This window comes from Pseudomonas yamanorum, assembly GCF_900105735.1.
Lineage (GTDB): Bacteria > Pseudomonadota > Gammaproteobacteria > Pseudomonadales > Pseudomonadaceae > Aquipseudomonas > Aquipseudomonas yamanorum.
In genome coordinates this window covers 1922959-1935749 of sequence record NZ_LT629793.1, presented here as the reverse complement: position 1 = coordinate 1935749, position 12791 = coordinate 1922959, and the positions used below count along the sequence as shown (strand labels likewise).

Annotated in this window: 13 protein-coding genes; 8 read left to right on the top strand and 5 right to left on the bottom strand. The window is 58.4% G+C overall.

Translation table 11 applies throughout. From position 1 onward, the window contains the following. The first annotated feature begins 2 nt into the window (after positions 1-2). From BLU46_RS09390 to BLU46_RS09370, 5 genes are all read left to right on the top strand, one after another. The gene (locus BLU46_RS09390) at positions 3-887 is read left to right on the top strand and encodes a DMT family transporter (RefSeq protein WP_093200932.1); all 885 of its coding nucleotides are present in this window, start codon (positions 3-5) and stop codon (positions 885-887) included. Positions 888-916: 29 nt separating this feature from the next. Continuing rightward, positions 917-1816 (top strand): alpha/beta fold hydrolase, encoded by a 900-nt coding sequence (locus BLU46_RS09385; protein ID WP_063032760.1) that lies wholly within the window; start codon positions 917-919, stop codon positions 1814-1816. Positions 1817-2338: 522 nt separating this feature from the next. Further along, positions 2339-3814, top strand: coding sequence for an anthranilate synthase component I family protein (locus tag BLU46_RS09380; RefSeq protein WP_093200928.1), 1476 nt, complete (start codon positions 2339-2341; stop codon positions 3812-3814). Further along, positions 3811-4404: an anthranilate synthase component II gene (locus BLU46_RS09375; RefSeq protein WP_063032756.1), complete on the top strand. Its 594-nt coding sequence runs from the start codon at positions 3811-3813 to the stop codon at positions 4402-4404. The genes BLU46_RS09380 and BLU46_RS09375 overlap by 4 nt, the downstream gene beginning before the upstream one ends. Before the next feature lie 88 nt (positions 4405-4492). Next, entirely contained in the window at positions 4493-5260 is a 768-nt protein-coding gene (locus BLU46_RS09370; protein ID WP_063034045.1) for an autoinducer binding domain-containing protein, read from the top strand. Positions 5261-5366: 106 nt separating this feature from the next. On the opposite strand, the gene BLU46_RS09365 is transcribed toward BLU46_RS09370, so the two are convergent. The 3 genes from BLU46_RS09365 to BLU46_RS09355 are packed head-to-tail and all read right to left on the bottom strand — an operon-like array spanning position 5367 to position 7943. Beyond that, complete coding sequence (locus BLU46_RS09365; RefSeq protein WP_017479327.1) at positions 5367-6422, bottom strand: alkene reductase; 1056 nt, start codon at positions 6420-6422, stop codon at positions 5367-5369. 26 nt (positions 6423-6448) lie between these two features. Next, entirely contained in the window at positions 6449-7615 is a 1167-nt protein-coding gene (locus BLU46_RS09360) for an MFS transporter (RefSeq protein ID WP_063032752.1), read from the bottom strand. A gap of 13 nt (positions 7616-7628) precedes the next feature. Then, positions 7629-7943 carry an ArsR/SmtB family transcription factor gene (locus BLU46_RS09355; RefSeq protein WP_093200923.1) on the bottom strand — a complete coding sequence of 105 codons (315 nt, stop codon included), beginning with the start codon at positions 7941-7943 and terminating at the stop codon, positions 7629-7631. A 156-nt stretch (positions 7944-8099) separates the two neighbouring features. On the opposite strand from BLU46_RS09355, the gene BLU46_RS09350 reads away from it, so the two are divergent. Further along, a complete protein-coding gene (locus tag BLU46_RS09350; RefSeq protein WP_063032750.1) occupies positions 8100-8684 on the top strand; it encodes an acyl carrier protein phosphodiesterase in 585 nt (194 codons plus the stop codon). A gap of 109 nt (positions 8685-8793) precedes the next feature. Here BLU46_RS09350 and BLU46_RS09345 read toward each other — a convergent pair whose 3' ends face one another. Together BLU46_RS09345 and olsB are read right to left on the bottom strand one after the other, a co-directional pair. After that, positions 8794-9585, bottom strand: a complete 792-nt coding sequence (locus BLU46_RS09345) for a lysophospholipid acyltransferase family protein (protein ID WP_017479323.1) — start codon at positions 9583-9585, stop codon at positions 8794-8796. Next, a complete protein-coding gene (gene olsB / locus BLU46_RS09340) occupies positions 9585-10340 on the bottom strand; it encodes an L-ornithine N(alpha)-acyltransferase (RefSeq protein ID WP_093200919.1) in 756 nt (251 codons plus the stop codon). Before olsB ends, BLU46_RS09345 begins: the two co-directional genes overlap by 1 nt. A gap of 1043 nt (positions 10341-11383) precedes the next feature. Between olsB and BLU46_RS09330 the strand changes: the two genes are divergently transcribed. Both BLU46_RS09330 and BLU46_RS09325 read left to right on the top strand, forming a co-directional pair. Further along, positions 11384-12463 (top strand): serine hydrolase domain-containing protein, encoded by a 1080-nt coding sequence (locus tag BLU46_RS09330; RefSeq protein ID WP_093200914.1) that lies wholly within the window; start codon positions 11384-11386, stop codon positions 12461-12463. Further along, positions 12460-12774, top strand: coding sequence for an amidase (locus BLU46_RS09325; RefSeq protein WP_093200910.1), 315 nt, complete (start codon positions 12460-12462; stop codon positions 12772-12774). The genes BLU46_RS09330 and BLU46_RS09325 overlap by 4 nt, the downstream gene beginning before the upstream one ends. Positions 12775-12791 lie beyond the last annotated feature (17 nt).

The window sequence follows — 12791 nt, the reverse complement described above, 5'->3', positions numbered from 1 at the left end:
AAATGCCTATTCGCGATTCGTTGATAGCCGTACTGGTAGCGTTTTTATGGGGCGCTCAGGTGACGGCAGTTAAAATTGGGGGGCAGGAACTTCCGCCAATTCTGATGGTAGCCATGCGTTTTGCCTTGATGGCCGTTGTATTGGTACCGTTTTGCGGGATCCCCAAACGCCGCGAATTACTCCCGGTATTCTGGATTGCCTCGCTGGTGGGAGCTCTGCACTTCGGGCTCTTGTACTGCGGTATTTCTCGAGTGGACGCATCCACCTCCGCTGTCGCGTACCAACTGGCGACCCCCTTCACGTTGCTGCTGGCTTTCGCCGTCTTGAAGGAGCGGATTGGCCTGCAGGTGGTGGCCGGGATTGTCATCGCGTTGATCGGGGTGCTCACGGTGTTGGGTGGCGTTGGCCGTGGCGGTGCATTGTCGGGCGTCTTGCTGGTGATTGCCGCGGCGTTTGTTTTCGCGGTGGGAACTGTACTTACCAAACGCTGGGGACCTTTCAATCCCGTGGCGATCAGCGCGTGGACGGCATTGATTGCCGCACCGGAGTTGCTAATGGTTTCCGCCGCAGTGGAAAGGGATGCGTGGGGTTCGGTACTGACTGCCAGCCCGACGGCGTGGGGTGCCGTGCTGTATACCGCCGTCAGTGGTGGACTCATCGGGTTTGGCCTCTGGTATTGGCTTTTGGGGCGGCACCCCGTCCAGCGCCTGACGCCGTTCCTTTTATTGGTGCCGGTTTTTGCGGTGGGGGTCAGCCAGGTGCTTCTGCAGGAAGGTGTTTCGCTGAGCCTTGTCCTCGGTGGCGTGGCGGTTTTGACGGGGGTTGCCTTGTGTCAGTTTCGGTTACCGCCACGGCAGTTGCATGCCGAAAATACTCCGGCCGATTGATAGGCGAACCCGTTGAGAGGTGATGTTCGATGAATTGGCCAGGTCAATGGGTATTGCTCGCCATACGTGAGCAAAACCGGTTTCGTTACAGGCTAAAGGCTCGGCGCTGGAAGGGGCAAGGTTATGAGGTCGCCTACTTACAATCGAGCGGTGTCAAGACAGGACCTACCCTGGTGTTCCTTCATGGCCTGGGTGCCAGCAAGGATCAGTGGGGCCCCGGGCTGTATTCGTTGGTTGAGACCTGCAACTGCGTTTTCCTGGACCTTCCCGGGGAAGGCGAGTCGTCGTTCGACGTGTTGCAAAGCTATAGCCCCGTGGCTCAAGTAGAGCGCTTGAGGGGTTTTTTCGAGGCGCACGCCTTCAAGGACCTTGTCTTGATAGGCAGCTCTATCGGGGGGTGTATTGCCTGTCTGTATGCGGCCACTTATCCGGCAGAAGTTTCCGGTTTAATCGCAATGGCGCCTGCGGGATTGCAGGCGGCACGGTTCAGTCCGGCGATGAGTCGGTTCCTTGAGTCCGGCAAACATCCTTTTGGATACCGCTGTGTTGACGAAATGCAGACGCTTTGGAAGATGGTGTTTACTCGACCGCCCAAGGTCCCGGCTTTTCTCGCGAAGGCGCTGGCTAACAAGGGGGCACAGCGCTATGGGAAAGTCGGGAAAATACTCGAGGACTTCAAGAACGCCGGACTGTACCCGCTCCAACAGCGATTAGCGGACGTTCAAGCCAGGACCTTGGTGGTGTGGGGCGGCAATGATCGGGTATTTGATGTTTCGTGCCTGTACGAGGTCTACAAGCTTCTGCCGCAGGCCAGTATTTGCGTTATCGAGGATGCGGGACATGTACCGTATCTGGAGTGTGCCGAGCAAACCCTGGAGGCCGTCCAGCGGTTTCTTGCCGAAGCTCAAGCGTTGCCTGAGCCTGGATGAGAGCACCTATAAAACGTAGGCAATTGAGGTTGACCCTTATTGAACCTATGAGTAGTATTCAACGGGCATTCAGGAATTAGTCCTGCAATGCCCTCAAGACACAGGAAGTCTTAAATGTACTACCGACTATCAGTGCTGAAGAACTCCCTCGGATCTTCCTCCGAGTCCAACACTGCCCATCTTTCGCTTTTCAAAAGCAACATCTGGCGTCGCTAATTTAGCAACTGCCGGTGTCTCGCTGTCTGTTTCAGTCAAACACCCCTAATAAGTAATTCATTAATAGCCGAGCGCTGTTATTCGATCTTTCGTGGCTGTTCCCATGAAAATCGTAATACACGAATGGTGCGCTGAAGTTCTGTCTCTTTTTTGAGTGAGTGCTTTTGCGGGCCCCGAATGGGCGCGTGGCTGATGAATCCTTCACATCAATAATTAGCTGGTTGAACTGCCAGACAGTTTGAGGCGTCGCCCTGTGCGCTCGGTTTTCTGCTGTGTGAGCTGTTATTAATAAAAAGGAGTGATGTCATGCGTGGGATAACCACACCCGTGAGTGTTCAACTACATACCAAACGTTTGAAGTGCGATCCGCTTGTCGTCTATGAAGCGGCGACAAAAGTACTCGGCGCCGATAAAACCTTCATTCTCGAATCGCTGTCCGGCCCCAGCCGGGATCGCAAGGCGACAATTATCGGAATCGAGCCTCTGCTGGCGGTAAAAATTTATGAGGGGTATGCAACACTCGAGGCGAATGAGCAACTGATCAGTTATCTAAGAAGTGCATTTTCGCTACAGGGAATAGTCCTGGATGACCAAGGGCGTATAGGCATTGGTTCGAACGACGCGGTATGGGACTTGTTGCGTGCATTACAAACTCCGTTTGATGTTCCGCGTCAGACTAATCCCAGTCTCGCGTTTTTTGGCTATCTCTCTTATGACTGCGTTCGCTTTGTCGAGGATATTCCTGACCTGACCGAGCGGACCAATGATTATCCGATCATTGCCTTGACCGTGTTTCAGACCCTGGTGTATTTCCACGCCAATGGAACAGTGGACGTCATGGTCAACAACAGTGCTCTCTGGAAGCCCCGTAGCACCGATGAGTACGTTGCACTGCTGGCGGATGCGGCGGGTATCCCGGCTGCTGACTCACCGATTATTTATCCCTCGGTCACGGTCGCGCGCGATACGGTTCAAAAAGAGCAATTCCTTGGCTGGGTCGACAAGGCGTTGGAGCACATTCGCAAAGGTGATATTTATCAAATCCAGTTGGGGCACGAGGTGCAGGTGGATACACCGGTCAAACCCTTTGACGTGTATCGGGCGTTGCGCAAGAACAACCCGTCTCCCTACATGTATTTGGCCAACTTGGGAGGTGTTGACCTGATTGGCGCAAGCCCTGAGCTGTTTGTTCGTATCAAGGATGATCTGATCGAGATGAGGCCTATCGCCGGTACTGTGGGCAAAACCCCCGGCATACCGTCCAGCGAGCTGATCCTGAGCATGACGCGCTCTGAAAAAGAACGGGCGGAACATCTGATGCTGGTGGATTTATGCAGGAACGACATCGGTCGCGTCTGCCAGCCAGGTTCACTTGAGGTCGATGAGTTGATGCTGGTCGAGGAGTACTCCCACCTCTATCACATGGTATCCAACGTACGTGGTTTATTGCGAAAAGGCTTCGATGCCTTTGATGTGATCAAGGCCTCTTTCCCTGCGGGAACCATGACTGGCGCACCGAAAATCCGCGCGATGCAGATTATCGAAAGCATGGAAAACAACCGTCGCGGGATATATGCCGGAGCGGTCGGCCTGATCGGATTCGACGGCAGCATCAATACGGCTTTATGCATTCGCTCAGCCGTTCATAAAGACGGTACTTATTACTTGCGCGCTTCGGCAGGCGTGGTCGCCGACTCGGTTCCGGATAAAGAGTGGACTGAAACCTTCTACAAAATGGGCTCTGTCTATCGCGCGGTTACCGGAAAGGAGATGCTGCAATGAAAGTTTTCTTGATTGATGCTTATGACAGTTTTGTCTTTATTATCAGCCAGTACCTTGAACAACTGGGGCTGGAAACCCACGTGGAGCGCAACGATGTTCCTGACCTTATTGAGCGAATCGAGGCATACGCCCCAGACTTTTGTGTACTCGGACCAGGGCCCGGTCATCCGCGGGAAGCCGGTTATATCGAGGTGATCCGGCACTTTAAAGGGCGTATGCCGATATTGGGTGTGTGCCTTGGGCATCAGGCCATTGGCCTGGCATTTGGCGGGTCGGTCATTCGAGCCTCCCATGTCATGCATGGCAAGATCAGCACCATCAATAACGATGGTCAGGGTGTCTACACCCATACCGAGGGCCGTTCGATCAAGGCGACCCGCTACCATTCGTTGATTATTGAAAACCAGGGCCTGCCTAGGGAACTGGCCGTGACGTCGACCTCGGCGGACGATGGATACATCATGGGCGTGCGGCACGCGGACTACCCCATAGAGGGAGTCCAGTTTCATCCCGAAAGTATCTTGACGGAGGATGGCCTGGGAATATTCAAGAGCTTTATAGAACAGCACTGTCGCCCATCAGGATTGTAAGCGGCGGGCAGCGGGTCGCTTGTTTAGCGGCCCGTTTTTTAATGTTGAGTTGTATCAAAAAAGCTTCTATGAGTGGCAGGGATTCATCGTGGATGACTTATTTAGGTATAAGAAAGAAGACGTACTCCTGAGGATTAATTTCAAAGAGGTATTGGATGACTTCTCCGTGCTGGCCACCGACTTGCACCGGCGAGATTGGGAAAGCCATCTACGGAAGGTGCTGCGTCGCATTGGCTATGAAAGCTATTTGCTGAGCTTGGGCCCTTCAACCACCAGTGACCCCTTCAACAGGATCATGACGACTTATCCTTCTGACTGGCTCAGGCGATACAAGAATGAGAACTTCATTCAGGTGGACCCGATAATCAGGCATTGCCGTCATCATTTCGCGCCCCTTTTCTGGAGCATTGCGCGCAGGCAGGCGCGAGGCCGGTCCAATCAGTTCTGGACGGCGCGCGAGGGGTATGGGCTTTTACAAGGTGTCAGCATTCCCCTGCGTTTCAACGAAATGGCCGGGTCGCTCAATGTCGCTCAGTGTGTGAGTTTTAAGGACGACCTTGGCGATGAGCTGAATGGTCCGTTGGGGAAGCTATTCATGCTGATTCCCTTTCTTCTGGAAGGCGCACAAAAACATTTGAAAGTTGTGGGTGAACGGCCCTGCAACCTGACGTTGAGAGAGTCTGAAGTGCTGAAATGGTCCGGGGTAGGCAAAACGACCTGGGAAATGAGCTGCATCTTGGGATGTTCTGAGAGAACCATCAATTTTCACATTGCGAATGCGAGTCGAAAATTGGGCTCTTTCAGCCGACGGCAAGCCGTGGGCGCGGCGTTGGCGCAGGGATTGATTTCGCTATAGAAAATGATTCAAGAGGAGACCGGTCATTTCAAATCATGCCAGGTGTTTCCCACCACCCATAAAAAGCCCCGGTTCTCGCAAGCCGGGGCTTTTTCGTTTCAGCAGATCAGAGTGCCAGGGTTGGATAGTCGATGTAGCCGACCGGGCCTTTGGCGTAGAACGTCTCTGGGTGTGCTTCGTTCAGCGGCGCATCGGCCTTCAGGCGAGCGGGCAGGTCCGGGTTGGCGATGAACGGCACGCCAAACGCTACGGCGTCGGCTTTGCCGGAGGCCAGCCAGGCGTTGGCGCTGTCCTTGGTGAAGCGTTCGTTGGCGATGTACGGGCCGCCAAAGGCCGCTTTCAGTTGTGGGCCGAGGCTGTCGCCTGCTTCCTTTTCACGGGAACAGATGAACGCGATGCCGCGTTTGCCCAGCTCTTTGGCGACGTAGGTGAAGGTTTCCGACAGGTTGGCGTCGCCCATGTCGTGTGCGTCGGCGCGTGGTGCCAGGTGCACACCGACACGACCGGCGCCCCAGACTTCAATCACTGCGTCAGTGACTTCGAGCAGCAAGCGAGCGCGGTTTTCCAGGGAGCCACCGTAGTTGTCGGTGCGCTGGTTGGTGCTGCTTTGCAGGAACTGGTCGAGCAGGTAGCCGTTCGCACCGTGGACTTCGACGCCGTCAAAGCCGGCGGCCTTGGCGTTCTCGGCACCTACGCGGTAGGCATCGACGATGTCGGCGATTTCAGCGATTTCCAGGGCGCGCGGGGTAGGGTAGTCGGCCAGCGGGCGCACCAGGCTGACGTGGCCCTTGGCCGCAATGGCGCTTGGGGCAACCGGTGCTTCGCCGTCCAGGTACGACTCGTGGGAGATCCGGCCTACGTGCCACAGTTGCAGGAAGATCTTGCCGCCCGCACCGTGTACGGCTTTGGTCACATTGGCCCAGCCGCGAACCTGGTCGTTGGACCAGATGCCCGGGGTGTCCGGGTAACCCACGCCCATTGGCGTGACGGAAGTGGCTTCGCTGAGGATCAGACCGGCGGAAGCGCGTTGTACGTAGTACTCAGCCATCAGCGCATTGGGCACGCGACCGGCATCGGCACGGCAGCGGGTCAGCGGCGCCATGATGATACGGTTCGACAGTTCCAGGTCGCCCAGCTTGATTGGATCGAAAATAGTCGTCATGGGATAACACCCTTCTCTTTAGTTGATCAGTTAGTCGCGGGGGCCAGGTCGGCATCGCCGGTCTGACGGAAAGTAATCAGGGTCACCAGCAGCGCAAGCACCGCCAGTGCTGCAGCGGCCAGGGGCACGCTGGTCAGGCCGAAGCCATGGGCAATCACACTGCCGCCCACCCAGGCGCCGAGGGCGTTGCCGATGTTGAAGGCGCCGATGTTCAAGGTGGACACCAGGTTCGGTGCCGCCTTGCCGAAGGTCACCACGTTGATTTGCAGCGCCGGTACGGCGGCAAACGAGGCGGTGGCCCAGAGGAACAGGGTGATTTCAGTCGGGATCACGGCGACGCTGGTCCAGGTCAGTACCGTGGAGACCACCGCCATGCTGATGAACACGCCGATCAGGGTGGCAGCCAGGCGCTTGTCGGCCAGCTTGCCGCCGATGATGTTGCCGACGGTCAGGCCCAGGCCGATCAGCAGCAGGGTCCAGGTCACGCCTTTGGGCGAGACGCCAGTGACATCCCCCAGCAGCGGCGCGACGTAGGTGAAGAGGGTGAACATCGAGGCAGCGAACAGCGCGGTCATGCTCAGTGACAGCCAGATGCCGGCACCTTTGAGCGCTCTCAGTTCGGCGCGCATGTCGAGTTTTTCCTCGTCACGCTTGGCTGGCAGGAAGCGGATCAGGCCGATCAGGGCGATTACCCCAATCACCGTCACTGCCCAGAAGGTCGAGCGCCAGCCGGCTTCCTGACCCAGCGCGGTGCCCAGCGGTACGCCGAGCACGTTGGCCAGGGTCAAGCCGGTGAACATCAGTGCCACGGCCGATGCACGCTTGTTGGCCGGCACCAGGTTGGCAGCGACCACCGAACCGATGCCAAAGAAGGCACCGTGGCACAGCGCGGTGACCACACGGGCAAACATCAGCACGTTGTAGTCACTGGCCAGGGCGCAGAGCAGGTTGCCGACGATGAAGATGCCCATCAACGCTACCAGGGCGGCCTTGCGCGGCAGCTTGGCGGTGGCCAGTGCCATGAACGGCGCACCGATGGCCACGCCCAGGGCGTAACCGGTCACCAGCCAACCGGCGCCGGGAATCGATACACCGAGGTCGGCCGCCACATCGGGCAACAGGCCCATGATGACGAACTCGGTGGTACCGATGGCGAAGGCGCTTAAGGCCAGGATGAGTAGCGAGAGAGGCATGGGTGAGTCCTTGTTACAGCGGTGCGCTGAGTTCTTCGGTGAGCGCTTTGAGGAAGGCTTGGATCACGTCCTCATTGCGTTTGAAAAAGTGCCATTGGCCGGCCTTCTGGCTGCTGATCAGCCCCGCCCGTTGCAGGTTCGCCAGGTGCGCCGAGACGGTGGACTGGGACAGCCCGCAGCGTTGGTCGATCTGCCCGGCGCAAATGCCATGCTCGTGGTGGTGGATCTGATCGGGGAATTGCGTCCTAGGGTCTTTCAGCCAGTTGAGGATGTCTCGCCGTACTGGGTGCGCCAGGGCTTTTATTATTTCGTCGAGGTCGATGGACATGGCAGTGATGCTCAAATTTGTAAAACGTTATATCGCGATGAGGCGAACCTTAAATCGTTGTATCCCGATATACCAATATGATTTTGGTCTTAAACCAGATTAAATCGCTATATCGGGTTATAACGATGCGTTGACGGCAGTGCTAAACTGCGCGCCATGAATTATCTCGCACATCTGCACCTCGGCGGCCAACTTCCTGCTCAATTGCTCGGCAGCCTGTATGGCGACTTTGTTAAAGGTCGCCTGCAAGGCCAGTTCAGCCCGCAAATCGAGTCGGCGATTCAGTTGCACCGCTCAATCGATCGCTACACCGACAGCCACCCGCTGATCGGGGAGGCGCTGTCGCGCTTCACGCTGACCCGACGCCGCTACGCCGGGATCGTCCTCGATGTGTTTTTCGACCATTGCCTGGCGCGGGATTGGGCGTTATATGCCGATCAGCCACTGGAGCGTTTTACCTCCCAGGTTTACCGGGTGCTCGCCGAAGAGCCGGCGCTGCCGGGTCGGCTGGCGCAGATTGCGCCGTACATGGCGGCGGATGACTGGCTGGGTTCGTACCGGGAATTTGCGGTAATGGAGCAGGTACTGCGGGGAATTAGCCGGCGCCTGACACGGCCCGAAGAACTGGGCCATGCCATGCAGGAATTGCGAGCGCTGTATGAACCGTTGAGCGAGGACTTCCGGGTGTTTTACCCAGAGTTGCAGCGGTTCTCAAATAGCCAGTTGGCAATACAACTATAAATGTGGGAACGGGCTTGCTCGCGAAAGCGGTGGGTCAGCGAATGAATCTGCTGACTGATACACCGCCTTCGCGAGCAAGCCCGCTCCCCCATTTTTCACCGTGCTCGCCTTAGGCCGCGAATGCTGGCCGCGCTGGCATTTGCTCAGCTTCTGGAAGGGGGCCAAACAACGCCTTCTGCACCGCCTGCTGCGCCTGGAACGCCAGCGCCGCACGCTCCTGCCCGGCGCAGGCAATCGGCTTGAGCAGATGAATTTCCACATCGCCCTGGTCATTGCCAAACAACCGCATCAAGTGCGAGAGCAAATCATCATCGCCAATGAAGGGTGCCAGAGGGTCGATTTTGCCGTCGCGCAGATAACGAATCGCCACTGGTTGCAACGACACGTCGGCATCAATTGCACTGGCCAGTAAGCGCCCATGAAAAGTACGCAGGGTGCGGCCATCGGTGGTGGTGCCTTCCGGGAACATCAACAGCGGGTGTTTTTGTTCCAGGTGACGCGTCATCTGTTTGCGGATCAACTGGCTGTCACCTGAACCACGACGGATAAACAGGCTGCCGGCCTTGGCTGCCAACCAACCCGCCACCGGCCAGGTGCGTACCTCGGCCTTGGACAGGAACGACATCGGCGCCACCATCCCCAGCAGCGGAATGTCGGTCCACGACACATGGTTGCTGACCCACAACATGGACTGCTGCGGCAACTCACCGTGAACGGTTACGCGAAAGGGCAGGGCGTTGGTCAACCGCGCCATGAAAAAACGCGACCAGCGCTGACGCCGCACCATCGAGTTGGCCACCCCCAAACGTTCAAATACGCCAAACACACTGGCCATGGTCAAACCCAGGGCCACCACTACCAGCACGCGGGCAATTCGCCCGTACACCCGAAGGCGGCTCATCACATGGCTGCCTTGAAGTGGCGGGCATAACGCGGGCACAGCTCGTCGCGCTTGAGCAGGATGAACACGTCGGCCACCTGGAAGTCTTCGTCCCAGCAGGGTTCGCCGCAAATCTTCGCGCCCAGGCGCATGTAGGCCTTGAGCAGGGGCGGCATTTCAGCGATGACGTTGGACGGCAGGTCCAGCGCCGGCAGTGGTTTTTTCGGCTCGGCCCGCAGGTGTTCGTTGCACAGGTAGCGTTCGCGCAGGCGCTGCATGATCGCGTGGGCCTGGATGCCGCCGTCGTGCATCGGGATGCTCGCGCAGCCCATCAGGTAGCTGTAGCCGCCCTGGTTGAGCACCTCGGCCAACTCGCCCCACAACACCGCGATGGTGCCGCCGTTGCGGTAGGCGGGGTCGACGCAGGTGCGGCCGATTTCCAGGATCGGGCCTTTGAGGTGCAGCAGGCCGTGGAGGCTGAATTCTTCTTCACTGTAGAAGCGGCCCAGGGTGCTGGCGGCCTGGTGGTCGAGCAAACGGGTGGTGGCGACGAGTCGACCGCTGTTCAAATCCCGCACGCCGATGTGGCTGCAGTGAACATCATAGTCATCCATGTCCAGGCCCAGTTCAGCGCCTTTCAGCTTGGCGTGGAATTCGCCGCTGAACACGTTGAAGCGCAGGGCCTGGGCTTCCTGCAAAGCCTGGGCGCCGATCAGGCGTTCGGCTTGCAGACGGCGTTCATTGCCGGTGTCGCTGATGCGGGCGATCTGAGTCATGGCGAGTCTCCGAGTGCCGGCCAGGGTTGCGGCCGGTCGACTTGTTTGTGCCATGTCAGGCTATGTAGGGCCGGTGTCATCTCCATGAAGTTACGGTGACGCTTAGATGACAGGCGTTTCGCCGGTGGGTGCTGTGTTTTTTGTGTACATATCCGTTGCTGCGGTAACGGCGGCTTAGGGTTCCGCTCTTACAGCGGGTCACTTTTGGCAAACGCCCCAAAAGTAACCAAAAGGTCTTTGCCCCACCACTCGGTGCCTCGCTTAGGCTCGGCATGCCCGCACTCCGGCCCGGTTCCGCGGGCCGCCGCGACGGGCCATCCATGGCCCGGCGCGGCTAAATCGGCATCCTTGCCGATTTACCCGCTCCACCGTGCCTACTTGCGGCCATCGTGGTTAACGGGGCCCGCAGATCAAGATCAAAAGCAAGAGCACAGCGGCCTACCGGCCGGCTTGAGTGTTTAAAAGCCAAATCAAAAGCTAAAGCGGGCACGGTCAAATGTGGGAGCTGGCTTGCCTGCGATGGCATCAACTGGGTCTGCCTGATACACCGAGGTGTCTGCATCGCAGGCAAGCCAGCTCCCACAGAAAAGCAGAGCTGCATCAGCTTCAGATTTGGCTTTCGCTTTGGCTTTTGATCTGGCTTTTAAACACTCAAGCCGGCCGGTAGGCCGCTGTGCTCTTGATCTGCTTTTGATCTTGATCTTAGGCGCCCCGTTAAACCACGCTGGCCGAACGCAGGCTTTGGAGCGTGGGTAACCCGGCAGGACGCCGGGTTAGCCGCGCTGGGCCAAGGATGGCCCATCGCGGCGGCCCACGGTCCAAAGCCGGAGTGAGGGCACACCGAGCCTAAGCGAGGTGCCGAGTGGTGGGGCAAGAGCGTTTTGCTTACTTTTGCGCTGTTCAAAAGTGAGCCGCTGTAAGAGCGGAACCATAAGCCGCCGTTACCCAAATAACGGATATGTACTCCCCCCAGGGCCCCGTAACAAAACCGTCATCCCCCTGGGCTAGCCTCGCGGGCTCGAATGCCCTGAGACTCAAAGTCCATGTTCAAAGGCCTGCTCTACGCCGCGCTGCTGTTCACCCTGACAGCCCAAGCCGAAACCTGGCCGGAGAAGGATTGGTCTCAAGGCCTGACCCTAAACGGCCCAGCTGCCAAGGCCCTGGATGACTACGCCTTCCCACCCCGCGACGACACCACCCGCAAAGGCATCCGCACCGACGCCTTGCTGATCATCCGCGACGGCCAGATCATCTACGAACGCTACGCCGCCCCCACCACCGCCAGCACCCCGCACCTCACCTGGTCCATCAGCAAAAGCCTGATGGCCACCGTACTCGGCGTGGCATTCGGCGAAAACCGCTTCAAACTCAGCGACCCCGCCGCTCGCTTTTACCCACCCATGAAACAACACCCGAGCGTAACCATGGCCGACCTCCTGCACTGGGCCTCGGGCCTCGACTGGCAGGAAGACTACGAATTCGCCCCACTGAAATCCTCGGTGGTGGCAATGCTCTACACCCGCGGTCGCCACGACATGGCTGAATTCAGCGCCGACACCACCACCTTCAGCCCCCCCGGCCAGGCATTCCGCTACTCCAGCGGCGACAGCAATATCCTGTCCGCCACCCTCAAAGGCATGCTCGGCCACAAGGCCTACGTCGACTACCCATGGACCGCCCTGTTCCAGCCGCTGGGCATCCGCAACGCCACCTGGGAAAGCGACGCCGACGAAACCTTCGTCGCCTCTTCATACGCCTACCTCACCGCCCGCGACCTGGCGCGCGTCGGCCTGCTGATGCAGCGCGACGGTCGCTGGGGCGAACGCCAGTTACTGCCCAAGGAGTGGATCGCGTTCAATCGCCAACCCTTCGACCACTACAAGCCCGGCCAGGACGAAGCCGTCCCCGGCGGCCAATGGTGGCTCAACCGCGAAGTGCAAGGCGCCGCCAAACCCTGGCCAGACGTGCCCGCCGACACCTTCGCCGCCCTTGGCCACTGGGGCCAGGCGCTCTACGTGATGCCCGATGAGCACCTGGTGATCGTGCGCTACGGCGACGACCGCGACGGTAGCTATCGCCATAACGAACTCCTCAAGCGCGTCCTCGCGGCGGTGCAACCATGATCTGCCGTCATCCCTTCATCAGCCTGTTGATCCTGCTGCTACTCATGTTGCTCGGCTGGGTCTGGCACGAGCGGGTCAACCTGCAAGCCTTCCCCGACATCATCGCCGCCTACACCGCCAAGGAGTACTGCTCCTGCCGGTACGTGGAAGGCAATCCCGCTGATTATTGCCTGGGTTATGTGAAGCAATACGTGCCCACCAGCGCCTTCGCCGACAACCCGGAAAAACACCGGGTGACCGCCAGCGGCCTGGGTCGCACCCACAGTGCCCAATGGCTGGGCCAACGCGAGGGCTGCCGACTCTTGCCATGAGGTTCCACAGGGTGGAA